Annotated in this window: 19 protein-coding genes and 1 tRNA gene; 9 read left to right on the top strand and 11 right to left on the bottom strand. The window is 61.0% G+C overall.

Going from position 1 to position 24,180, the window contains the following annotated elements:
• Positions 1-24 precede the first annotated feature (24 nt).
• Together LPW26_RS10280 and LPW26_RS10275 are read right to left on the bottom strand one after the other, a co-directional pair.
• Positions 25-1,341, bottom strand: coding sequence for an FAD-binding oxidoreductase (locus LPW26_RS10280; RefSeq protein WP_238734879.1), 1,317 nt, complete (start codon positions 1,339-1,341; stop codon positions 25-27).
• Positions 1,342-1,349: 8 nt separating this feature from the next.
• On the bottom strand, positions 1,350-2,729 hold the full coding sequence (locus LPW26_RS10275; protein WP_238734877.1) for a UbiA family prenyltransferase: 1,380 nt from the start codon (positions 2,727-2,729) through the stop codon (positions 1,350-1,352).
• A gap of 655 nt (positions 2,730-3,384) precedes the next feature.
• On the opposite strand from LPW26_RS10275, the gene LPW26_RS10270 reads away from it, so the two are divergent.
• From LPW26_RS10270 to LPW26_RS10255, 4 genes are all read left to right on the top strand, one after another.
• A complete protein-coding gene (locus LPW26_RS10270; protein ID WP_238734876.1) occupies positions 3,385-5,334 on the top strand; it encodes a glycosyltransferase family 2 protein in 1,950 nt (649 codons plus the stop codon).
• Positions 5,335-5,612: 278 nt separating this feature from the next.
• A complete protein-coding gene (locus LPW26_RS10265; protein ID WP_238734949.1) occupies positions 5,613-6,383 on the top strand; it encodes an ABC transporter permease in 771 nt (256 codons plus the stop codon).
• A 4-nt stretch (positions 6,384-6,387) separates the two neighbouring features.
• Positions 6,388-7,203: an ABC transporter ATP-binding protein gene (locus LPW26_RS10260; protein ID WP_406677356.1), complete on the top strand. Its 816-nt coding sequence runs from the start codon at positions 6,388-6,390 to the stop codon at positions 7,201-7,203.
• A 146-nt stretch (positions 7,204-7,349) separates the two neighbouring features.
• Positions 7,350-8,363: a rhamnan synthesis F family protein gene (locus LPW26_RS10255; protein ID WP_238734875.1), complete on the top strand. Its 1,014-nt coding sequence runs from the start codon at positions 7,350-7,352 to the stop codon at positions 8,361-8,363.
• Positions 8,364-8,423: 60 nt separating this feature from the next.
• On the opposite strand, the gene LPW26_RS10250 is transcribed toward LPW26_RS10255, so the two are convergent.
• The 4 genes from LPW26_RS10250 to cysD form a co-directional block, all read right to left on the bottom strand.
• Complete coding sequence (locus LPW26_RS10250; RefSeq protein ID WP_238734873.1) at positions 8,424-9,353, bottom strand: glycosyltransferase family 2 protein; 930 nt, start codon at positions 9,351-9,353, stop codon at positions 8,424-8,426.
• Positions 9,354-9,633: 280 nt separating this feature from the next.
• Positions 9,634-10,764: a hypothetical protein gene (locus tag LPW26_RS10245; protein ID WP_238734871.1), complete on the bottom strand. Its 1,131-nt coding sequence runs from the start codon at positions 10,762-10,764 to the stop codon at positions 9,634-9,636.
• A 198-nt stretch (positions 10,765-10,962) separates the two neighbouring features.
• Positions 10,963-12,834: an adenylyl-sulfate kinase gene (cysC, locus tag LPW26_RS10240; RefSeq protein ID WP_238734870.1), complete on the bottom strand. Its 1,872-nt coding sequence runs from the start codon at positions 12,832-12,834 to the stop codon at positions 10,963-10,965.
• Entirely contained in the window at positions 12,834-13,685 is an 852-nt protein-coding gene (gene cysD / locus LPW26_RS10235) for a sulfate adenylyltransferase subunit CysD (RefSeq protein WP_238734868.1), read from the bottom strand. The genes cysC and cysD overlap by 1 nt, the downstream gene beginning before the upstream one ends.
• Positions 13,686-14,374: 689 nt before the next feature.
• Between cysD and LPW26_RS10230 the strand changes: the two genes are divergently transcribed.
• Both LPW26_RS10230 and LPW26_RS10225 read left to right on the top strand, forming a co-directional pair.
• Complete coding sequence (locus LPW26_RS10230) at positions 14,375-15,781, top strand: mannose-1-phosphate guanylyltransferase/mannose-6-phosphate isomerase (RefSeq protein WP_263858985.1); 1,407 nt, start codon at positions 14,375-14,377, stop codon at positions 15,779-15,781.
• A gap of 50 nt (positions 15,782-15,831) precedes the next feature.
• Positions 15,832-17,328, top strand: a complete 1,497-nt coding sequence (locus LPW26_RS10225; protein WP_238734866.1) for a phosphomannomutase/phosphoglucomutase — start codon at positions 15,832-15,834, stop codon at positions 17,326-17,328.
• 68 nt (positions 17,329-17,396) lie between these two features.
• On the opposite strand, the gene LPW26_RS10220 is transcribed toward LPW26_RS10225, so the two are convergent.
• Positions 17,397-17,798 carry a hypothetical protein gene (locus LPW26_RS10220; RefSeq protein WP_238734864.1) on the bottom strand — a complete coding sequence of 134 codons (402 nt, stop codon included), beginning with the start codon at positions 17,796-17,798 and terminating at the stop codon, positions 17,397-17,399.
• A gap of 142 nt (positions 17,799-17,940) precedes the next feature.
• Between LPW26_RS10220 and LPW26_RS10215 the strand changes: the two genes are divergently transcribed.
• On the top strand, positions 17,941-18,285 hold the full coding sequence (locus tag LPW26_RS10215) for a hypothetical protein (RefSeq protein WP_238734862.1): 345 nt from the start codon (positions 17,941-17,943) through the stop codon (positions 18,283-18,285).
• Between the two features lie 20 nt (positions 18,286-18,305).
• Here the strand turns inward: LPW26_RS10215 and LPW26_RS10210 are convergent, their stop codons facing one another.
• From LPW26_RS10210 to msrA, 4 genes are all read right to left on the bottom strand, one after another.
• A complete protein-coding gene (locus tag LPW26_RS10210) occupies positions 18,306-18,584 on the bottom strand; it encodes a hypothetical protein (protein ID WP_238734860.1) in 279 nt (92 codons plus the stop codon).
• Between the two features lie 171 nt (positions 18,585-18,755).
• Entirely contained in the window at positions 18,756-18,920 is a 165-nt protein-coding gene (locus LPW26_RS10205; protein WP_238734859.1) for a DUF3309 family protein, read from the bottom strand.
• Positions 18,921-19,039: 119 nt separating this feature from the next.
• Complete coding sequence (msrB, locus tag LPW26_RS10200; protein ID WP_238734858.1) at positions 19,040-19,453, bottom strand: peptide-methionine (R)-S-oxide reductase MsrB; 414 nt, start codon at positions 19,451-19,453, stop codon at positions 19,040-19,042.
• A 33-nt stretch (positions 19,454-19,486) separates the two neighbouring features.
• Positions 19,487-20,197, bottom strand: coding sequence for a peptide-methionine (S)-S-oxide reductase MsrA (gene msrA / locus LPW26_RS10195; RefSeq protein ID WP_238734856.1), 711 nt, complete (start codon positions 20,195-20,197; stop codon positions 19,487-19,489).
• Positions 20,198-20,419: 222 nt separating this feature from the next.
• Here msrA and LPW26_RS10190 point away from each other — a divergent pair.
• A tRNA-OTHER gene (locus LPW26_RS10190) sits at positions 20,420-20,495 on the top strand.
• A 171-nt stretch (positions 20,496-20,666) separates the two neighbouring features.
• Positions 20,667-23,996 (top strand): carbamoyl-phosphate synthase large subunit, encoded by a 3,330-nt coding sequence (carB, locus tag LPW26_RS10185; RefSeq protein WP_238734854.1) that lies wholly within the window; start codon positions 20,667-20,669, stop codon positions 23,994-23,996.
• Positions 23,997-24,180 lie beyond the last annotated feature (184 nt).

Here is a 24,180-nt window from a genome sequence, read left to right as displayed (position 1 = left end):
GCACACGAAGCGGTATTTGCGTTGTCATAGCTGCATCCGACGCCAGAATGTCGATGACAATCCTGGATCCATATGAGGTGTGAATTGATCGAGCGCCCGATAGCCAGCCCTGAACATCGCGGGCGGGAGCCGACCATCCTTTGCGGGGTACAGGCGCCCTCCGGCTTCTCGGACGATCGCATCGAGCTTGTCAAGAAGTGACAGGGTCGAACGCCCGCGGTTAGCGAAATCCAATGCCAGCGTGGTCCCCTGCATCGGGAACGACAGCAGGCCGGGGGATGGTACATCACCGAAGGTCTTCAGCACCGCCAGAAACGAGCCTTGGCCGGCTGCCGCGATCGTCTGCAGCATTGCTGTGGTGGCGACTTCAGCAACGGCGGCGGGGACGACGCTTTGATACTGATAGAAACCAAGCCGCCCGTATAGCCGGTTCCACCCGCCGATGGCATCCAGCGGATAGAAGAACGGATCGTAGCAGCTACTTGTCGCCCGGGGCCGCCCGGCGATCCGGTAATAGGCCTCGTTGAATGCCGCCAGCGAAAGCCGATTCAGCAGAAAGCCCGGCGCCTCGACTGGAATCGATGGGCCCTTTTTGTCACTGACGCGCAGTTCACCGTCTAGGCTGTGCCGGGCCCGCGTGAAGATGCCACGACCCAACTTGCTGCCCTGGGCCAAACAGTCGATCCAGGCGACGGTATAGTCGTGCGATGGCTCGCTTTCCGCCGCCAGCGAGAAGAATTCCGACAGCTTCCCAAACGGAACTGTTTGCAGATCGATCCGCGAACTCGCGATCGGCATCAGTTCGAGGGTCACCCGGGTGATCACGCCAGTCAGACCGAGGCCGCCGATGGTCGCAGCAAACAACCCGCTGGTGTCATCGCGACCGACGACTCTCTCCGATCCGTCGGTACGCGCCAATGTGAACTGCCTGACCCAACGGCCGAACGTGCCGGCGTGGTGGTGATTCTTGCCATGGACGTCGTTGGCGAGGGCACCACCGAGGGTGACGAACTTGGTACCGGGCGTGACCGGAAGAAAATACCCTGCAGGAATGGCCACGCGGAGAATCTCGTCCAGCGTCACTCCCGCCTCGGCCTTGATGACACCGGTCTGGCGATCAAAACTGATCAGGTGGTCGAGACCTGACATCTCGATCACGGAACCGTCGCCGTTGAGGCAGCTGTCGCCATACGACCGCATCATGCCGACGGCCAGGACACCGTGATCGTCAGCGGCGCCGGTCCGGATCAGCCCCCCGAGTTCGTCACGGAATGCCGGGCGCGCGGCTCGCATTGCCAAACGAGGCGTTCGGCCCCATGGCAGCAGGTCTGAACGCTCCACGAACTCCGTCACAGCGCCAACACGATGGCGATGGAGACGCACACGCCAAGCCCAAGGCAGACGCGATCACGCAATGCGAATGCCACCGGATCGTCCGTCATGCGCCCGCGATGGGACAGTCCCCAGATTCGGCAGATGAACAGGAAGATCGCGATCGGCGCCACCCACAGCCACCCGGGATTGCCGTAGAGCTGCCGTGCAAAAACTTCCTCGACCAGATAAATGACCACGATCACGATCGACGCCATCGCGGCGGACGTGCCGAAAGCCAGCGTAAGGCTCTCGTCGCCGGCCTGATAGCCCCTGCCCTCGAGCTTCTTCATGTCGTGTTCGGCGGCCCGCAGTATCTCGGTATGACGTTTCGCCATCGCCAAAGAAAAGAAGAAAAACATGGAGAACGTCAGCAGCCAGGCCGACGGCGTGAGCTCGGCCGCAGCAATCCCGATCAGAATCCGGGTCGTGAACAACAATGCGATGATGAAGGTGTCGAACAGCGGGATTCGTTTCCATCCGAACGAATATCCCAGCGTGACGGCGACGTAGAACAGTACGCAAACGCCGGCAAGCGGCGCGACGAGCAGCGTTGCCGCACAGGCAATCGGCAGAAGAATACCGACCGCCAGTAGCCCGTCGCGAACTGGAATCGCGCCGGAGGCGAACGGTCGTCGGCGCTTCGACCAGTGCCGGCGGTCTGATGTCAGGTCCGCCAAGTCATTCACCACATAGGTGAGCGACGCGACGACGCAGAGCAGCCCCATGATGACCAGCGTCGTCAATAATGACGCCAGCGTGACATCGCGCCAACCAAGCGCGAGAGGAACCAAGACGATGAGGTTTTTGGTCCACTGATGCGGCCGCAGCGCTCTCAGCCAAGCCGTTCGCGGCACCCGCTTGTCCTCAAAACTACTTTCCACGGGAATACAGGCATCCTGCATCGCAATCCGGACGGACCTCGCTGGCGCCACCAGGATCGCAGCGCTCGCAGCCTTCCACACCGGCAGATCGGCAGAACTATCGCCAGCGTACACGAATCCCCCGGGGAAACGCGCCGCGAGATACGCAGCTTTGTTGATGCCCTTCAAGTTGAGGCCAGGCTCAGTTCCAATGGCCGAATGGAAGAAAGGGAACCGTTCGGCGACTCGCGAAACGATGGTCTGGTCCGCCGCAGACACGAGGTGCAGTTCGCGGCCCGTTGCGGCCTGTTCTTCGAGGTAGCCGAAAAACTCCTCGCGAACCGGCAGATGTTCCACATCGATGTTGGCGAGGCCCGCCAGTCGTCGCTTGAACGCGGCCTTACCGCTGAACAGCGCCGAAAGGGCGCTGATCGCCGCCCATGGCCGGGTGAGCAGCCCTGATGCAAATTGCTCGTAAAGAGTATCGACCTTCAACAAAGTATCGTCGAGATCGACGACTAAAGGGAGAGGCCGAGTCGGGCAGCAAGAGTCCATCGTAGACTGCTCATTTTACTTCCACGATCATCGGGAGCGATCTGCAACTCACGAGACCATTAATAAAATTTGGTGTTCAGACAATAACTTTTATTGTGGCTTCGTCGACGAGTACTCCGTGGGAGATTTCTCTTCTACTGGGGCGTCGACTGACAGTCTTGCAATGCAATAAGCATATCAGAACGAAGTCAGTCAAATCCTTCGCTATCCGGGGGAACCAGGGAATCGAGCCATACGAAGTTCGGCAGCTGCCGCGCTCTTGACCGGTGCTAACCCGCACACTAGACCGCAGCACCCCGCAGAACTACGAGCCGTCCAACTCAACGCAATCCAGCCGGTGTAGCCGGTTGCCTCAGCTGCACGCAGAGGCTTAAAAGGCATGGAGCAATATGCTGCCGAGACATCGAATGGGAATAGAGCGATTTGATACACCATCCTCGACCGTCTGACTGGTCCATCAGCGCCGCGAATTCGCGATACCCAATTCGGAATTTTGCCAGACCGAATTAGTCAGCTGTGAGCCGCTCTATCAACACCAGCAGCCTTCAATGCTCGCGAGCCAAAGACCGAGATGGCCCGCGAGTCGGAGATGGAAATGTCTAACGCCGATCACGACGCGACCGAACTCTATCCCGATGGGGTACTCTCACGCTTCCAGCGGACTGAAGACTTCATCAAACGTCTCGGCAGAGATCTTCCGGCTCCGGCCAAGCTGTTCTTAAAATCCGCTATCGGGCCATGGTACCGATTAGCAAAGCTGCAGTTGCAGCGGCTGATCAGTTCTATGACGACACGGCGCGATATCGCGCGCGAGACGCTCTATGATCGATGGGTGCGCGAATTCGACACGTTGACCGACAAAGACCGCCAACTGATCCGCGCGCACATCAATCGGCTCGGCGACAAGCCGCTGATTTCCATTATCATGCCGGCCTACGAGACTCCGGCCTGGCTGCTGGAGCGCTCGATCGACAGCGTCCGCGCACAACTCTATCCAAATTGGGAGCTCTGCGTCGTCGACGACGCCTCGCCGTCACCGCACGTAGCCGAGATTCTAGCTTGCGCTTCCAAGAAAGATCCTCGGATCAAATGGACCCGGCGGGCGACCAATGGCCACATCTCGGCCGCATCGAACTCGGCGCTGGAGTTGGCATCCGGTGAGTTCGTCGCGTTGATGGATCATGACGACTTGCTGCCTGAGCACTCGCTTTACCAGGTCGCAGTCAGCCTCAACGAAAATCCTTCGCTGGATATCATTTATAGCGACGAGGATCAGATCGACCAAACTGAGCGTCGCATGATGCCCTACTTCAAGACCGACTGGAACCCGGAGCTGATCCTCGCCCACAACATGATCAGCCATTTAGGCATCTACCGCCGCACGCTGCTGGAACGAGCCGGCGGCTTCCGCGAAGGCTTCGAAGGAAGCCAGGACTACGATGTCAGCCTTCGTTGCGCCGACGCCACCACACCGGATCGCATTCATCATATACCCGCAATCCTCTACCACTGGCGGCGCAAATACGGCGTTGCCTCGTTCTCCGAAAGCAACATCGAGCAATGCTCGGAAGCGGCATTGAGGGCCGTCAGCGAGCATCTGAAGCGCAACAACGAGGTCGCAACGGTGGCGCCCGATACGAATCTGCCGCACTGGATTCGCGTGCGCCGCTCACCGCCCCAGCCGGCGCCATTGGTCTCCTTGATCGTTCCCACCCGAGATCAGGCTAAACTGCTGGCGATGTGCGCCGAAGGAATTCTGCATCGGACAGATTATCCGGCGCTCGAATTGTTGATCGTCGATCATGAAAGCATCTCGCCGGACACCCAGCGGCTGTTTGCAGAGTTGCAACGCGATTCGCGCGTCCGCATTCTGCGCTTCGAGGGACCGTTCAATTACTCCGCTATCAACAATATGGCGGTGAGGTCGGCACACGGTTCGATCATCGGCCTCGTCAACAACGACATCGACGTCATCAATCCCGACTGGCTGTCCGAAATGGTGTCGATCGCCGTTTTGCGGAATGTCGGTGCAGTGGGGGCGAAGCTCTTGTACCCGGACGGCCGGCTGCAGCACGGCGGCGTCGTTCTCGGTGTGGGAGGTGTCGCCAACCATTTCAATGTTGGGCTGGGCCGTGACGAAGTGGGATATTTCGGCCGCAATCTGCTGGCATCCGACGTGTCAGCGGTCACCGGCGCTTGCTTGGTGGTGCGGAAATCGGTGTTCGAGGAAGTCGGAGGCTTGAATGAAGAGGACCTGCCGGTTGCGTTCAACGACGTCGACCTCTGTCTCAAGATTCTAGCGAAGGGCTATCGCAACGTTTGGACACCGCACGCCGAGCTTTATCATCATGAATCTGCCAGCCGCGGCGCCGAAGACACCTCTGCCAAGAAGGCGCGTTTCCGCCGGGAAGTGCATTACATGCAACGGACATGGTCCGCCACGCTGGCACATGATCGCTTCTACAACGACAACCTCACGATCGCGATGGCGACGCCCTTTGGTCTTGCCTTTCCGCCGCGCCGGCGGAAGCCATGGATGAACTAGCGCCGCAGAATCATTGGCTCCGGGCTGATGTTCCCCCCGGGATCCGTCGGACAACGGCAGCACGGATCGATTGCTCCTTTGCTGTCGATGATATCCCTTGACAGGAACCGGCGGTCATGGCGTTGACAGGCAGACGTCTGCCACAGCCTGTCGCCGACAGGTGATAGCTCAACGCTATCAGCTTTCTACATACTCGGTGCTTCCCATTGAAAACACACCTAGAAATCGATCGCGCCGACCTCCTTGGGAAAGCTGTCCCGCCGTCACCGGTCGAGGTGATGGTGCAGGACCTGACCAACGGCCTTGCGTTATGGCCTCTCTGGGTGCGCCTGGGATGGAACGACATCCTGCAGCGCTACCGCAGGTCGATGCTGGGGCCGTTTTGGCTGACCGCCAGCATGGCCATCATGGTGGTTGCGCTGGGCATTCTCTACAGCGAACTGTTCAACACGCCGATCCACGACTTCCTGCCCTATTTGTGCGTCGGACTTCTGGTCTGGACCCTGATGGCCAGTTTTGTGACCGAGGGCGGGACATTATTCACAGGCGCCGAATCCTACATCAAACAAATCCGCCTGCCCTATTCCGTTTATGTCTATCGTTCGACGTGGAGCAAGTTCGTCATCTTCCTCCACAATTTCGTCATCTACTTCGGCGTGCTTCTGTATTTTCAGCTCTGGCCGGGTTTGACGGCACTCTGGGCGATCCCTGGTCTGCTGCTCGTGATCTTGAACGGCAGCGTTCTCAACCTGTGCATCGGCATCGTCTCGGCCCGGTTTCGGGATATTCCGCAGGTGTTGAATTCGGCCATCCAAATCGTCTTCTTCATCACGCCGATTTTCTGGAAGCCGGAACTCCTGAAATCCAGAACCTTCATCGTGGATTTCAATCCGTTCTTCCACTTGATCGAGATCGTGCGGGCGCCATTGTTGGGCAATATGCCGACGATGAAGAACTATGCGGCCGTGCTGCTCATCACGATCGTCAACCTCGCGATCGCCGGAGCGGTGTTTTCCCGTTTCCGCGCCCGCATCGCGTATTGGGTCTGATCGCATGAAAATCATTCCAATGCCCTCGGCGGTGGATGCCGAGCTGACGCTCCGCAACGTCAACGTCTCGTTTCCGATTTATCATGGTGGATCGAGATCGCTTAAGAAGAGCCTCTTGTTCCGCGGCTCGGGCGGCCATCTCGCCACCGATGCCAACCAGCGGATCATGGTCGAGGCGCTGCGTGACATCTCGCTCCAGCTGAAGGCGGGCGATCGGGTCGCGCTGATCGGATCGAACGGAGCCGGCAAGACCACGCTGCTGCGCGTCCTCGCCGGCATCTACGAACCGATATCCGGCACCGTGACGACACGCGGTCGGATCTCTCCGATGTTCGACATCGCACTCGGCATCGACAGCGAAATTAGCGGGTACGACAATATCCGCCTTCGAGGCATGATCCTCGGTCTGAGCGCAAAAGAGATCGACGAGCGGATCCCGGACATCGTCGAGTTCACCGAACTCGGCGACTATCTCAACCTTCCGGTCCGAACCTATTCGTCCGGCATGATGACCCGCCTGACCTTCGCCGTCGCCACCTGCTTTGCGCCCGAGGTCCTGCTGATGGACGAATGGATCATGGCCGGCGACGCCACCTTTCTCAACAAAGCACAGGCCCGCATCCAGTCGTTCGTGGAAAAAGCGAGCATCCTGGTGCTCGCTTCCCACAGCATCGACACTTGTCGGCGTTTTTGCAATCAGGCGGTCTGGATGGATCAGGGTCACATCAAGGTCGCAGGTCCCATCGACGAAATTCTCGACGCCTACACCGCCGGGATCGACAACTCAGAGGCGGATTCGTCAACGAGCGCCAGCCGCTGAGAGAACAATCGCGTAGCATTTGATCGGGCGACCGACTCTGCATTCAGTCCAGGGCGTTCAGGGTCGTCACCGGCCTGCTCGCTGACGAGGGCATTCCGTTCAAGGCGCGCTCCGCGCGCTCGCAAGACAGCCGACGGGAGTTCGCGGTGAGCCAGTTCAAGGACTTCGCCAGATCGCTCCGGTCGTCGTACTATATCGTCCAGGACGCCATCATCCGTCCGGCTGCCCGGATGTGGCGTCGTCACAGCCTGATCCGTGAAACCATCTCCGGCGAGGCCTCAAAGGTCGGATCCCGCCAGGTGGCCATCTATGTTCATTTCGACCGGGATGGCCTGATCCACGACTACGTCGTTCATCAACTGCGCGCGTTGGAAGCGGCCGGATATCGCATCACGTTCGTCACCAACTCACAGAGTTTTCCGGCTGAAAGCCGACAGCGGGTCGCTCCGCACTGCCATGCCATGTTGTGGCGTTTCAACACCGGTTACGACTTCGGTGCCTACAAGGACGGCATAGCCTCGGTTGGCGATCTCCATGAACTCGATGCACTGGTGCTCATGAACGACAGTGTTTACGGGCCATTTTCGGATCTGGCTGGGATGTTGTCGGCCGTCGACCGCACCCGCGCGGATTTCTGGGGCATCGTCGACAGCTGGGAGCTTCGCTACCATGTCCAGTCGTTTTTCCTGCTGTTTCTGCCGACAGCATTGCGGTCGACAGCATTTCGCGAATTTTGGCAGGCGATGCCCTACGTCGACAACAAGGGCTGGGTCATCCGCAACGGCGAAGTCGGGTTGACCCAAGCGCTCGCCGCACAAGGTTTACGCGGCGGTGTGCTCGCGCCGTATTGGACGGTCGCCGAAACCATGAAGGACAGGCTGGCCAATCTCGACACGCGCCACATGCGCCCCGAACAAGCTCACAGCCTGCGACGACTGCAATCCATTCTGATGCACGGCCGCCCGATCAACGCGATGCACTTCTTTTGGGATTCGCTGATCACCGACTACAAATGCCCGTTCATCAAACGCGAACTGCTGCAGTCCAATCCGACAGGGATGCCGATATCGGCCTGGCGCGACGTCATCCAGTCTGCAGGCTCATTCGACGTTGCGATGATCGACGATCATCTGAACGCACTCGCCGCGGCCCGTCGCTGAAGCCGGCTCATTCCCGCGTCTACTGATGCGCATTGACGATGACGACGTCACACCCGGGGCTCAGATCCGGCCGAGCAGAGCGCCCAGATACAGACCGATGGTTTCGACGGCTTTTTGCCGGTAGACGCCGGCGCGCCACAGCCAATAAGGCCTCATCAAAAAACCGGCGCTGCGTGCCTGCGCGAAGCGGTCCAGCACACGCACATGATCGGGGTGCAGCAGATGCCGCACGCTGTTGAGCGCAGCAATATTTGTGGCATTCCAGCCGATCACCCGGCCGCCGGCAAACGCAACCAGGCGCACGAGGCGCGCGCGTAGGCCGACATTGGAGCCGACCAGATTCTGCCCGTGCTGGCGATATTTCAGGCTGGGCCACGGATCATAATGCGCGATCCCTCCCGCGCCGGTGATCAGCTGGTAGGCCCACCAGTCATGCGACACCAGCGCCACATCGTCGGGCGTCTGCGCAAGCAGCCGGCGGGCGGCATCGTTGAACACCATCGTGTTGCCGCCGCCAATGTTCTGCACCAGCGCGTTCTGGAAGATCGGCGCACGTCGAAACAGTGGCGAGAGCCCGAGCGCGGCTCCGTCGCGAGCGATCAGTTCAGTGCGCGAAAAATACAGCGCAGGACGCTCCGGCGGCACGGCTTGAAGCCACGCAACCGCCTTGGCGAGTTTTTCGGGCAGCCAGACGTCGTCCTGATCGCTGAATGCAAAATAGCCCGCCGCGATCTCGCCGCGCGGAATCAAAGATAGAAAATTGCGCCAGAAGCCGGCGCCCGCACCCGCCCGGACCACGACGCGCTGATCGACGGACGCCGCGAACGCTTCGACGATAGCGACGCTGTCGTCGGTCGAACCGTCGTCGGAGACATACAGTTCCCAATCGCGATGCGTCTGCGCGCGAAACGATTCAAGCTGCTCCCCGAGAAATTCGGCGCCGCAATAGGTCGCAAGCAGAATGGCTACTTTTGAAGGCGCGGGCGACATCGCTCCACAGATCATCTGACAAGGCGGCCCAGCACGATCCCGTGCCGCGACTGCCTTCTAGACGATTTGGCTGCAGAGCGAAACCACCGAACTCGAGACTAGATCGTGCACAGACCAGCTCAACTCCGCCAGAGGCAACCCCGCAGGTCGCAAAGGTTTAGGCAAAAGCTGCATCGGCGGCCCGTGCCCCGGCCCCACGTTTTGACCTTGCTTAGGCGAAGCGCCGAACCGAGGCCGAGCTTCGTAAGTTAACGCTCCAGTCGTCAATCCTCCCGAGAGATCACAGCTCAGAGTTCAGCACACGCTGATAAAGCGCCAACAGTCGCAACCCGGCGCGAGATAGATTGAGGTGATTTCGGGTAAGGCGGGTTGTTGCCACACGCGCGTCCTCACTACCGTGGGATAACTGCGTGCCGATCCATTGCGGCGCATCGGGATTTTCGATGTAGCGCCAAGTCAGTACATTTGCCGCCAAGGCGAAATTGGCTGTCACGCATTGCCAGAAATTGCTGGCCGTTACGGCCGGACCTGCAATCCCTGCATCCCATAGGATAACGTGTGCCCCACTGGCCAGGGCCTCAATGGCCGATCTTCCGACGGCAAAGATGACATCGAACTGCGGCAGCAAATTCTCCGGCTCCGTGGTGGGCGTTCCGCCCTGGCCCAAATGCTCCAACTCCAAGCCGTACCCTGCGAGCACGGACCGCAACTTCTCTCGGTGCTGAGGCGTGGTCCGGCTCGAATAAAGAAGCGCCCGACCGAACCGCGCAGGATCTCCTGTGGACGTGAAACGGCGTTCGTCGAAGGAATTCGGCAGGATATCGATGTCCGGCCATGGGGTGTTAGTCAGGATATGAACCTTTGCCTTGGCATGGATAGATACCGAACAATAACGATCGACGTTCTCATTCCCGGGAAGACCGGGACGGGGCAGCAAACCGTGGATCATGTTCACGATCCGAGCATGGCCGACGAGGCGATCAACGAGAGGACGCACCGCCTCGAAGTGATTGACATGGAGCACCGATGGACAAAAGTCGACGACCTCCTCAACGGACGAGGTGACGAAGATGCCGCTTTCGGACAAGAGCTTTGCGACCCGTCCGATCCTGGGCGAGTATACGATAACGGCGGCGCCAGCGGACGACAAAAACTGCGCGGCTTCAACCGTCCACAATTCCGAGCCTGTGAACCCATCAAGGGCGACATTGCTGAGAGCGACCCGCAGTGCTCCACCTTCCAGGTCGCAAGCCTCCCTCTTTGTCAACTTCAATTTGAGCTGATCAGTTTCGATATCGAACCGCTGTGCGATCAATGGTGTGAGAAGGCCAGACAGCTCTTCGTTCAAAAGGTATTTCGCCGTGTCAATATCGCACAGTCTATTAGCAAACAACGCATGATAGCCGGTCATCTCTTTGACTCCGTATCATCATCCTGCGGCACGGCCAGACCTATAGATCGCGATCTCGCCGATGGCGTTGATCCGCGTACTTCTGGCTCGACAATAGCGCACGCTTGTGGCCGCAACGTAGTATCCAAACGCGTCGACCAGCGGCGACTGGTCATCGACGGAGGCAGCCGGATCATCTCGGCTATCCTGGTCCGCTTGTCATGATCGGCCGACCAGCCCGCGCGACGCCAGCACGCCCATGACTTGATCGGCGAGTTCCCCAGGATTCGATCCAGCCGTCCTCAGATGAATCTCCGGAGCCTCCGGCGCCTCATACGGCGCATCGACGCCGGTGAAATTCGTCAATTCGCCGCTGCGGGCATGGCCGTAGAGGCCTTTCGGATCGCGAGCCATGCAGGTCTCGATCGGCGTGTCGATGAAGATCTCGACGAACTCGTCGGGTTGGAACAGCTCCCGCACCTTCGCTCGCTCAGCGCGGTACGGCGAGATGAATGCGCACAGCACGATAAGACCGCTTTCGAGCAGCAGCTTGGCGACCTCACCGGCGCGGCGAATATTCTCGATCCGATCATCGGCAGTGAAGCCGAGATCGCGATTCAGCCCGCCCCGCATCTGATCGCCGTCCAGCAGCATCGTGTGATGACCGGCAGCATGAAGGCGGGCTTCCACAAGTCGGGAAATCGTCGATTTGCCGGCTCCCGACAACCCGGTAAACCATAGCGCCGCCGGCTTCTGCCGCTTGAGCGCAGCGCGCACGGACTTGTCGACGACCGGTTGGCTTGCCTGCCGTTCGTCCCGCCGATCGAGATTGAAAGCGATCATTCCGGCGCCGACGGTGCGATAACTGTGGCGATCGATCACGACGAACGCACCCATCTTCGGGTTATCAACGTAAGGATCGAAGGCTACGGGTGCAGCGGCGACCAGATTGCAGAACGCCACTTCGTTCAGGCCGATGCTGCTGCCCGGCGACCGCGCACGCGTACTGATGTCGATCTTGCAGTCGATCGAAATCGATGCGGAGATCAAGCTGGTTCCGATCCGACACAACACCGAGTGGCCGGAGATCAGCGGCTCGCGATCCATCCAGAGTATATGCGCCGCGAACCGATTGGTGACCTCCGGCTGCTGCGACGGCGAGCACAGTACGTGGCCGCGCGCAATGTCGATGTCGTCTTCCAGGGTGAGCACGATGGCACCGCCGGCTTCGGCAGCATCTTGTGAGGCCCGATCGCTGATGATGTCCTGAATACGCGACGTTTGGCCGGATGTCGGGACGACAACCGCGTCCCCTTTGGCGATGCGACCTGACGCAATCGTGCCGGCGTAGCCCCGAAACTCGGAATTCGGACGATTCACCCATTGCACCTGGAAGCGGAAAGGCTTCGAGAGCGCGTCGCTATAGACGTCCACGGTCTCCAAATAAGGTAGCAGCGCCGGGCCGATGTACCAGGGCGTGCGCGCGGATCGTGCAATGATGTTGTCGCCGTCGCGGGCGGAGATCGGGATGACGTGGACGGATCGAAAGCCGAGCGGGGCGGCAAAGTTGTGTGCCTCTTGGAAGATGCGCGAGAACGCATCTTCGGAGTAACCGACGAGGTCGATCTTGTTCACGGCGAATACGACGTGCTTCAGACCCAGCAATGAGCAGATGTAGGTATGCCGTTTCGTTTGCTGCAAAAACCCCTTACGAGCATCGATCAGCACCACCGCGAGCTGGGCCGTCGAGGCACCGGTCGCCATGTTCCGGGTGTATTGCTCGTGGCCCGGCGTATCGGCAACGATGAACGCCCGCCGCGGAGTTGAAAAGAAGCAGTAGGCCACATCGAGGGTGATCCCTTGCTCGCGCTCGGCCTGAAGCCCGTCCACCATCAGGGCGAGATCGACGTCGCCTCCGTTCGTGCCATATCGGCGTGAATCATCGGCCAGCGCGCGGAAAGTGTCTTCCCTGATCAGCTTTGAATCATGAAGCATGCGGCCGATCATGGTCGACTTGCCGTCGTCGACCGATCCGCAGGTGATGAACCGGAGCAGATCCTTGACCGGCCCTTCGCAGGGCTTTGCACTCACTAGAAGTATCCTTCGCGCTTCTTCTTCTCCATCGACCCCACCTCATCGGCGTCGATGAGCCTGCCCTGACGTTCCGAGAACCGCGTTGCCGCCATTTCGGAGATGATCTCGCTGACGGTCTCCGCCGCAGATTCGATTGCACCGGTCAACGGATAGCAGCCAAGCGTCCGAAACCTGACGCGCCGCATTTCCGGGATTTCGTCGGGACCAAGCGGAAAACGAGCATCGTCGACCATGATCCAGCTATCCGAACGGCGGACCACCGGACGGACTGCCGCGAAATACAACGGAACGACAGGGATCTTCTCGAGACCGATGTAGGTCCAGATGTCGAGCTCCGTCCAATTCGACAGAGGAAACACCCGAATGGACTCGCCCGGATGGATCAACGGATTGAACAGATTCCAAAGCTCCGGCCTCTGATCGCGAGGGTCCCACACCTGGTCCTTCGAACGAAACGAGAAGATTCGTTCTTTCGCGCGACTCTTCTCTTCATCGCGCCTTGCACCGCCGAGTGCGGCGTCGAACTGATAGTTGCTCAGCGCCTGCTTCAGCCCTTCGGTTTTCATGATGTCCGTATAGGTCGACGAGCTGGCAGAGAACGGATTGATGCCCTTCGCGAGCCCATCCCGATTGACGTGAACCCGCAGATCCAGCCCGTGGGTTCGCGCCTGCTCGTCGCGAAACGTAATCATGTCGCGAAACTTCCAGGTCGTATCGACATGAAGCAGCGGAAACGGTAGCGGCGCGGGATAGAATGCCTTCAGTGCCAGCCGGAGCATGACACTGGAGTCCTTGCCGACCGAATAGAGCATCACCGGGTTACGGAACGTCGCGACGACGTCGCGCATGATCTCGATCGACTCGGACTCGATTCGCTTCAGGTTAGGCGGTAGCTTGGTAGTTAAGGGGCAGTCCGACTGACTATCCAAAATGGATTATCCCGATACTGCTCGCGCAATCGGCGGCGTCATCGATGCATCTATGGATCGCATGTAACGTACAAGCTAGCAGCCTTCAAGGATCAGCTATCCGCCCGGTTCACGTAGTCCCGTCCCTCAGCTCAGCGGGACAAGAATTTCTGTAAGTGCGAGGCATTTTCCCGCACGCAGCGACGCTCTATGTTGCATCGTTCGAACGGCCACACTCGAGACGGTCGCAAGCTGGTATCGATCCACAGCTTGTTACGAGGGAGCTCAACAATTGCGAACTCGCACGATGTGTATCCTCGCGAAGAATACCGACCCGAACTGCTAAGAGGTGCTATCGCCGGATTTCAGTCGATAGCTCGAGACCAGTGCCGTTCGGGACAAACGATGGCGGGCTGTCCCGGACAGGTCTATCCCTCGCCAGGCAAAGCAACTCAAAATCCCCAGCTGCAGGGACGCATCGCACGCCGCTTGAGGAGAGATGACGTTGCAACCCCACCTGCTCCTCACGGCTGACCATCGACCATCTGCGTCGCCCTGCCGTTGCAGCGCGTCAAATTGCCCGCCGGGGTCGATCATGCTAGGGGACAGGCAAACCTACGGAGGCCCGATTGCGAATATTTCCGCTTATCATGTGTGGTGGGGCCGGGACGAGACTTTGGCCAGCGTCACGCGAAGGGCGTCCAAAGCAATTCCTTGCGCTCTTCGGCAATCGCTCGACTTTTCAGAACACCATGCTGCGGGTTTCCGACCCCGAGCTGTTCGAGCGGCCGATCGTCATTACAAATCTGGCCTATCGCTTTCTCGTCCGTGAGCAGCTCGCCGAGATCGGGCTGGACGCGGATATCTTGCTCGAGCCGGTCAAGCGTGATTCCGGTCCGGCGATCGCTGCTGGGGCAGCGTTCGCGGCGCGGCGAAATCCAGAGGCCGTGGTCGTCGCGCTCGCCGCCGACCATGTGGTGGACGATGATTCCGCTTTTGTTGCCGCGTGCCGACAAGGTCTGGGCGCCGCAGAGGCTGGCCGTATCGTCACGTTCGGCGTTCGTCCGGAGGGGCCGTCGGTCGAATACGGCTACATCAAACCTTCCCCGGAACAGCAAAATGGCGTGATGCCGGTCGAACGCTTCGTGGAAAAGCCCGATCTGGAGACGGCGAAACGCTACGTCTCGGACGGCTACCTTTGGAACACCGGCAATTTCATGTTCCGCGCCGCCACCTTGCTGGACGAATACCGAGCTGTCGATGCCGACAGCATCGAGAACGTCGAGGCGGCCGTGGCCAAAGCGACCGAAGATCTCGATTTCTGCGTCCTCGACCGCGCATCGTTCGATGCCGCCAAACCAATCTCGATCGACTATGCCGTGATGGAAACGACCTCGCGCGCATCGGTGATCGCAGTTTCATACGGCTGGTCGGATGTCGGCTCCTGGCTAGCAATCTGGCAACTGTCGGATAAGGACAGCGACGGCAATACCGCCCGGGGCAACGCGGTATTCGAAGATTCTCACAACTGCAACGTTTGGACCGACAAGGCACTCATCGCGCTTCAGGGCGTCGACGATCTGGTCGTCGTCGCCACGCAGGACGCCATCCTGGTGAGCCGACAGAACGGCAGCAACAGCATGAAGACGCTCGTCGGCCACCTCAAGACTGTGGCGCCCAATGTCACCGAGGACCACATCCTGGTGCATCGGCCGTGGGGGTCCTATCAGTCGCTCGACAAGGGCGATCGCCACCAGGTGAAACGGATCGTGGTCAAGCCTGGCGAGCGGTTGTCGCTACAGAAGCACCATCATCGCTCGGAGCACTGGATCGTCGTCCGCGGCACGGCTCAGGTGACGGTGGACGATCTCGTCAAGACGATTCATGAAAACGAGTCGATCTACATCCCGATCGGTGCGACGCACCGGCTCGACAATCCCGGGAAGATCACCCTCGAATTGATCGAGGTTCAGACCGGAAGCTATCTCGGCGAGGACGACATCATTCGGTTCGATGACGATTACCGTCGCACATAGCACGCGTTGAGATCGTCATCCGCCCCCGTCCTTGATCGAGAGTAACCAATATGTTTCCGCGGCCGAAGGCAGCGTTGCTGCCCAACACCTACGCCTATGAATCCGAGCCGATGGTGAGGCCGACCGGCTTTCGCGAGTACGACGCGCGTTGGCTGTTCGGCAAAGAGATCAACCTGATGGGTGTGCAGGCGCTGGGCATGGGGCTCGGCACTCTGATCGCGGAGCTTGGGCGTCCGCAGGAGATCGTCACCGGCCACGATTTCCGCGGCTATTCGGCGTCGATTAAATACGCGCTGATTGCGGGCCTGATGGCGTCGGGTTGCAAGGTGCACGACATCGGGCTGGCGGTCACGCCGATGGCGTATTTTGCGCAATTCGATCTCGACGTGCCGTGCGTCGCGATGGTCACTGCCTCGCACAACGATAACGGCTGGACCGGCGTCAAGATGGGCGCCAACCGGCCACTGACCTTCGGGCCGGACGAGATGAATCGGCTCAAGGAGATCGTTCTCGGCGCTCGGTTCAAGAGCGGCAGCGGCAGCTATGTCTTTCACCAGGATTACCCGGCGCGCTACATCGCCGATCTCACCAAACACGCCAGGCTGAAGCGCAAGCTGAAGGTCGTGGTCGCCTGCGGCAACGGCACCGCGGGCGCGTTCGCGCCGCAGGTGATGGAAGCGATCGGCTGCGAAGTGATTCCGCTCGATACCGAGCTCGACCACACCTTCCCGAAGTACAATCCAAATCCCGAAGACATGGAAATGCTGCACGCCATCCGCGACGCGGTGCTGGACCACAAGGCCGACCTCGGCCTCGGCTTCGACGGCGACGGCGATCGCTGCGGCGTGGTCGACGACACCGGCGAGGAGATTTTCGCCGACAAGGTCGGCGTGATGCTGGCGCGCGATATGTCGGCGATCACCCCCAACGCGCAGTTCGTTGTCGACGTCAAATCCACCGGCCTGTTCGCGACCGATCCGGTGCTGCAGGCGCAGGGCGCCAAGACCGAATATTGGAAGACCGGCCACTCCTACATGAAGCGCCGCACGAACGAACTCAACGCGCTCGCTGGCTTCGAGAAATCGGGACACTTCTTCTTCAACGCCCCGCCCGGCCGCGGCTATGACGACGGCCTCGTCTCGGCGATCGCAATCTGCGAGATGCTCGATCGAGCGGCGGACAAAGCGATGTCGCAACTGAAAGATGCCCTGCCGAAGACATGGTCGTCACCGACGATGTCGCCGCATTGCGATGACGAGAAGAAGTACGGCGTGATTGATGCGGTCGTGAAGCACTTCGAAGCGGCGCAGACAAACGGCGACAAGGTGGCCGGGCAGCCGATCCGCGATCTCGTCACCGTGAACGGCGTGCGCGTGACCTGCGAAGACGGAAGCTGGGGGTTGGTGCGTGCCTCATCGAACAAGCCGGAGCTGGTCGTCGTGGTCGAGAGCCCGGTATCGGAAGCGCGGATGCACGAGATGTTCGAGGCGGTGAACGTCGTGCTGCGCAAGCATCCGGAAGTCGGTGCTTACAATCAGACGATCTGAAGGCTGCAGCGGCAGAACTGCGCGGGCCTGATTGCGCGGGGCCTCGGCGTCTCGAGCCAGCCGCGCGGTCAGAGCCGCTTGTAAGTCTCCCGCGCGCACCAATGATCGGAGCCGACACGTTCGCGGCGTCCGACGTGATTGCGATCGATGTTGACGAGGTATGTCTGAAGCCCGAGTGGCTGTCCCGTCACTCCGACCACCTCGCCCTGCACGCAGGTGTCCCAGCCGCCATACTTGCCGGCAACAGGCGGTGAGAAGCGAAGGTCCGCGGGCGACGATCCTTGCGCGAACACTGCATTAACGTTGGACTTCAGCAAACTGCCGACATCCGGCGGAACGTCGGGAGCCGACGACGCGGGCGGGGCCTGCTTCATGAAATCCGGGGCGAAGCTGAGGTTGGAATCGACAGCGCAGCCGCACAGGAAGGTGGCCAAAATTACCACTGCCGAGTGTTGAGCAAGGCGCTGCATCGCGCCTGTTTAGCCTGATCTGACGGCGCTGAGAACGGGCGAGCCCTTGCTTTTTGTCCGCCTCATCTTCGCCGCGCCGGCGTTGCTATACGAGCCGCGTCGGTTTACTCACTCGCGCCAACAACTTACGAATCGAAGACGAATGCGAACGCTAACTATCATTCTTTCGTCGATGGCACTGGGCGCGTGTTCGGGTATTCTCGAGGGTATTCCCGAGCCCGCCGCGCAGGCGCCGACGATCAAATCCGCGACCGCTGATATCAAGCGCGTTGCCGGCGAGGCGAAGCTAGCAGAGCCCCTTGAAGTGGCGGGGCCAATCGAGGCCAACCCTGTCACGGTGGCACCGTGGATCGTTTGTGTACGCAGCAGTACGCCTGCTCCGACGCAGCAGACCTACGCGTTGTTTTACCGGGACCTCAAGCTGATCTCGTCACGCCCCGCAGCAATTGTCGATCGCTGCGACACGAAGACATTCGCTCGAATGTAGGATCGTGCCCGCGCAGGGTATCAGGCGGCGTCCTCTTTCAGCGCATCCGCGGATTCCTCGACGCGGCGCTGATGGGGGTAGGCCTCGCTGTCGTACAGCTCTCGGATGCCCTTTTGGTCAAACCGCGCTTCGTCGACCTGAAGGTAGGCGCCGTTCAGCGAATCCGCTGGCAGTTCCTCGATAGCGAATTTCACCGCGTCGGCCGCATTGTCGAACCGGCGATAGGTGAAACCGGCGCGCTTCTTCTTCCGGATCGCTGCAGGAAATAATTCGGCGGCAGTTTCGAAGCTGAATGCCATGGTGCAACTAACCTTCTGACGATACGCATGAATTGAACGCTGCGCAGAAAGTCTGCGAGAGCTTCCGGCAGCATGTCTCGAATTTCCTGCCTAATATAGGCACGAACGCCGAAATTGCGACCCCAGCGTTCGAATTGGCCGCTGCGGCCACTTTTCAGGGGCAGACGCGCCTCAGAGCTTCCGAAGCAGCACCATGAGGATGACGACCATCAGGATGACGCCGATCAGGCCGGTGAGGCCCGAGCCGCGGCCGTATCCATAGCCGCCGAAGCGCTGGCTGAAGCCGCCGAGCAGCAGGATGGTCAGGGCGATGATGAGAATAGTCGCGAACGACATGGCACCCTCCCCGGTCGATCCGTGACGTGTACGCCAGCTTCGGCCGCGGACAGATCATCCGCCCGATTTCTTCCTGATTACGCCGCGCCGCAATTGGCGCGGCGTACCAACTCATCGCATCAGCGCGGCTTCAGTTTCAGCGCGGCCGAATTGATGCAGTAACGAAGGCCGGTCGGCCCCGGCCCATCCGGAAATACGTGGCCGAGATGGCCGCTGCAGCTGGAGCACAGCACCTCGGTGCGGACCATGCCGTGGCTGACGTCGCGCTCCTCGTCGACCACCTCCGATTCCGCTGGCGCAGTGAAGCTCGGCCAACCGCAGCCGGAATCGAACTTGGCATCGGATTCGAACAGGGTCTGGCCGCAGCCCGCACACACATAGGTGCCGGGCGTGGTCTCGTATTCATACTCGCCCGAGAACGGACGCTCGGTCGCCTTCTCGCGCAACACGGCGTACTGAATCGGCGTCAGTTCCTTGCGCCACTCCGCCTCGCTCTTGGTAACCTTGCCGGGCGGGGTCTTGGTATCGGTCATGACAACTCCTGAATGTGTAATCGACCGTCCGCCTCAATTTGTGACCTTGGCACTGCTGACCAGCGTCGGCTTCTGGCGATAGTCGCCCGGGAACAGCTTCTTGAGGTTATCGATCTTCGGCAGGTCGTTGTAGACAATATAGGGCTGGCTGGGGTGCAGCGTCAGGTAGTCCTGATGATAGGCCTCCGCGGCATAGAACCGTTCGAGCGGTCCGACCTTGGTGACGATCGGGCTGCCGTACACCTTTGCGGCGCCGAGCTGCGCCACATAGGCGTCGGCGACTTTCTTCTGCTCGTCGTTCACGGTGAAGATCGCCGACCGATACTGCGTGCCGCTGTCGGGGCCCTGCCGATTGAGCTGGGTCGGGTCGTGCACGACCGAGAAGAAGATCTGCAGCAGCTTGCCGTAGCTGACCTGCTTGGGATCGTATTTGATCTCCACCGCCTCGGCATGGTCGGTGGCGCCGGTCGACACCATCATGTAGTTCGCGCTGGCCTTGCTGCCGCCAGCATAGCCCGAGACGGCATTGACCACGCCGGTGGTGTGCTGAAACACGCCCTGCACGCCCCAGAAACATCCGCCGGCGAACACCGCGGTTTGCAGCCCCTCCCCGGCCTTGGCATCGATCGCCGGCGGCGGGATCACCACGGCTTCCTCGGCGGCACGACCAGGCGTGAAGCTTGCGAAGAAGGCCAGCGCGCCGAGGGCGGCGGCGCTGAGGGCAAAGCGGCTGATGATGCGCATGGGTTTCCTCGGGTTCGACGTTCGATCGCTCGGCACCGCGGCCGGACGTCATCCAGCGCAGCACCCTCCGGTGACAAGATACGGCGAGACCGGGAAAGTGTTACGCTTGACGGCACACGAATGCGTGAGCGGGTGTCGTCCGTCAGTGTTCCTAGAACCGGGATTTAACGTTAACCCTCAGTCGGGCTGGATTGTCGCACCCAGAAGGGTCACACTGCATGCGGCCCGGTGGCGGAAGATCAACGCGGGGGCGGTGCAACGCTCTTTTTTCCTGGTTCAAGTCCAGGCTGGGCCTCCAGGACCCCAAATTGCCGGTTGACGGGTGTCGTTAAACCCTTTCGCCGCTGCGGAAACTGGTCTAAGACACGCCCGCGCGCCTGGGGAAGCCCGGCGCTGAACAGCAAGGGACGCGCGACAGCGCGCCCTTTTTTTGTGCCCGATTTCCGCCCGCCCGCGTCAGCGAGATTTGATGCCCAAAAGAACCGACATCTCCACGATCCTCATCATCGGCGCCGGTCCCATCGTGATCGGCCAGGCCTGTGAGTTCGATTATTCCGGGACCCAAGCGGTCAAAGCCCTGAAGCAGGAGGGCTACCGGATCGTTCTGGTCAATTCCAATCCAGCTACGATCATGACCGATCCGGAACTGGCCGACGCGACCTATATTGAGCCGATCACGCCCGAGATCGTCGCCAAGATCGTCGAGAAGGAACGCTACGTCATTCCCGGCGGCTTCGCGCTGCTGCCGACGATGGGCGGCCAGACCGCGCTGAACTGCGCGCTGTCGCTGCGCAAGCTCGGCACGCTGGACAAGTTCGACGTCGAAATGATCGGCGCCACCGCCGACGCGATCGACAAGGCCGAGGACCGCGAGCGTTTTCGCGAGGCCATGACCAAGATCGGCCTGGAGACGCCGCGCTCCCGCCAGGTCAAGAATCTGCCCGACGCGCTGCGCGCGCTCGACGAGATCGGCTTCCCGGCGCTGATCCGGCCGTCTTTCACCATGGGCGGCACCGGCGGCGGCATCGCCTACACCAAGGCCGAATTCATCGAGATCGTCGAGAGCGGCATCGACGCGTCGCCGACCAGCGAAGTGCTGATCGAAGAATCCATCCTCGGATGGAAAGAATACGAAATGGAGGTTGTCCGCGACAAGAAGGACAACTGCATCATCGTCTGCTCGATCGAGAACCTCGATCCGATGGGCGTGCACACCGGCGACTCGATCACGGTGGCGCCGGCCCTGACGCTGACCGACAAAGAATATCAGATCATGCGCGACGCCTCGCTGGCGGTGCTGCGCGAGATCGGCGTCGAAACCGGCGGCTCGAACGTGCAGTTCGCCGTCAATCCCGAGGACGGCCGGCTGGTCGTCATCGAGATGAACCCGCGGGTGTCGCGCTCCTCGGCGCTGGCGTCGAAGGCCACCGGCTTTCCGATCGCCAAGGTCGCCGCCAAGCTCGCGGTCGGCTACACGCTGGACGAAATCGCCAACGACATCACCGGCGGCGCGACCCCGGCGTCGTTCGAGCCGACCATCGACTACGTCGTCACCAAGATTCCGCGCTTCGCCTTCGAGAAATTCCCCGGCGCCTCGCACAATCTGACGACCTCGATGAAATCGGTCGGCGAGGTGATGGCGATCGGCCGCACCTTCCAGGAGAGCCTGCAGAAGGCGCTGCGCGGCCTCGAAAGCGGCCTCACCGGCCTCGACGAGATCGAGATCGACGGCCTGGGCCGCGGCGACGACAAGAACGCGATCCGTGCGGCGCTCGGCACCCCGACGCCGAGCCGGCTGCTGCAGGTCGCCCAGGCGATGCGGCTCGGCTGGTCGGACGAGGAGATCTTCAACTCCTGCAAGATTGATCCGTGGTTCCTGGCGCAGCTTCGCGGCATCGTCGATATGGAAACCCGGGTTCGCAGCAGCGGCCTGCCGGAGCACGCCTTCGGTATGCGCACCCTGAAAGCGATGGGCTTCTCCGACGCCCGCCTCTCTGTGCTCGCCGGCACCACCGAAGCCGACGTCAAGGCCAAGCGCCGCGCGCTCGACGTGCGCCCGGTGTTCAAGCGCATCGACACCTGCGCGGCCGAGTTCGCCTCGCCGACCGCCTACATGTACTCGACCTACGAGTCGCCGTTCGCCGGCCCGGTCTCGGACGAAAGCCGGCCCTCGGACAAGAACAAGGTCATCATCCTCGGCGGCGGTCCGAACCGGATCGGCCAGGGCATCGAGTTCGACTATTGCTGCTGCCATGCCTGCTTCGCGCTGCATGACGCCGGCTACGAGTCGATCATGGTGAACTGCAACCCCGAGACCGTGTCGACCGACTACGACACCGCGGACCGGCTGTATTTCGAACCGCTGACGGCCGAAGACGTGCTCGAGATCATCGACACCGAGCGCAGCAAAGGCAGCCTGAAGGGCGTCATCGTGCAATTCGGCGGGCAGACACCGCTGAAGCTGGCGCGTGCGCTCGAAGCTGCCGACGTGCCGATCCTCGGCACCTCGCCGGACGCGATCGACCTCGCCGAGGACCGCGACCGCTTCAAGCGAATCCTCGACAAGCTGCGGCTGAAGCAGCCGAAAAACGGCATCGCCTATTCGGTCGAGCAGGCCCGCCTGGTCGCGGCCGAACTCGGCCTGCCGCTGGTGGTGCGCCCGTCCTACGTGCTGGGCGGCCGCGCCATGCAGATCATCCGCGAGGACAATCAGCTCAGCGACTACCTGCTCGGCACCCTGCCCGAGCTGGTCCCGGCCGACGTCAAGGCGCGCTATCCGAACGACAAGACCGGGCAGATCAACACCGTGCTCGGTACCAACCCGCTGCTGTTCGACCGCTATCTGTCGGACGCCACCGAGATCGACGTCGATTGCCTGTGCGACGGCAAGGACACGTTCATCGTCGGCATCATGGAGCACATCGAGGAAGCCGGCATTCACTCCGGTGACTCGGCCTGCTCGCTGCCGCCGCATTCGCTCGACGCGCCAATGATCGCCGAGCTCGAGCGGCAGACCCGCGAGCTCGCGCTCGGCCTCGACGTCGTCGGCCTGATGAACGTGCAGTACGCCATCAAGGACGGCGAGATCTATGTGCTCGAGGTCAATCCGCGCGCGTCGCGCACGGTGCCGTTCGTCGCCAAGGTGATCGGCATGCCGGTCGCCAAGCTCGCGGCCCGGATCATGGCCGGCGAGAAGATCGCCGACCTCGACCTGCAGAAGCGCACGCTCGACCATGTCGGCGTCAAGGAATCGGTGTTCCCGTTCGCCCGCTTCCCCGGCGTCGACACTGTGCTGGGGCCGGAGATGCGCTCGACGGGCGAAGTGATGGGCCTCGACCGCTCGTTCGAGATCGCCTTCGCCAAGAGCCAGCTCGGCGGCGGCACCCGCGTGCCGCGCAAGGGCACGGTGTTCGTGTCGGTTCGTGAGAGCGACAAGACCCGCATCGTCGACGCGGTGAAGCTGCTGCACGAAGTCGGCTTCAAGGTGATCGCGACCTCCGGCACGCAGCGCTATCTCAGCGACCACGGCGTTCCGACCGAAAAGATCAACAAGGTGCTGGAAGGCCGGCCGCACATCGTCGACGCCATCATGAACGGCGAGGTGCAACTCGTGTTCAACACCACGGAAGGGCCGCAGGCCCTGGCCGACAGCCGTTCACTGCGGCGCGCTGCCCTCTTGCATAAGGTGCCGTATTACACCACTCTTTCCGGGGCTGTGGCGGCCGCAAAAGGAATCCGAGCCTATCTTGGCGGGGACCTTGAGGTTCGGACCTTGCAGAGCTACTTTTCCCAAATCTGATCGTCAGCCGGGCCGTGCGCCCGGCAAACTGATCGGCAAGGCCGGGAACCCGCCAGCTTCAGGTTAGTTTTGTTTGGCCGTTCGCGGCACTCCTGAGCGACCGGCTGGAAGTATTCCTGGACTTTATTGGAGTGCCCGCGCGGCGGTTCGCCATTAGGCAAGCTGACGAGATTGCGGCTGGTCA

Source organism: Rhodopseudomonas infernalis (assembly GCF_022271405.1).
In the GTDB taxonomy this organism is placed as follows: domain Bacteria; phylum Pseudomonadota; class Alphaproteobacteria; order Rhizobiales; family Xanthobacteraceae; genus Rhodopseudomonas; species Rhodopseudomonas infernalis.
Note: the sequence above shows the minus strand (reverse complement) of the source record. Positions and strands in the feature narration are given on the sequence as shown.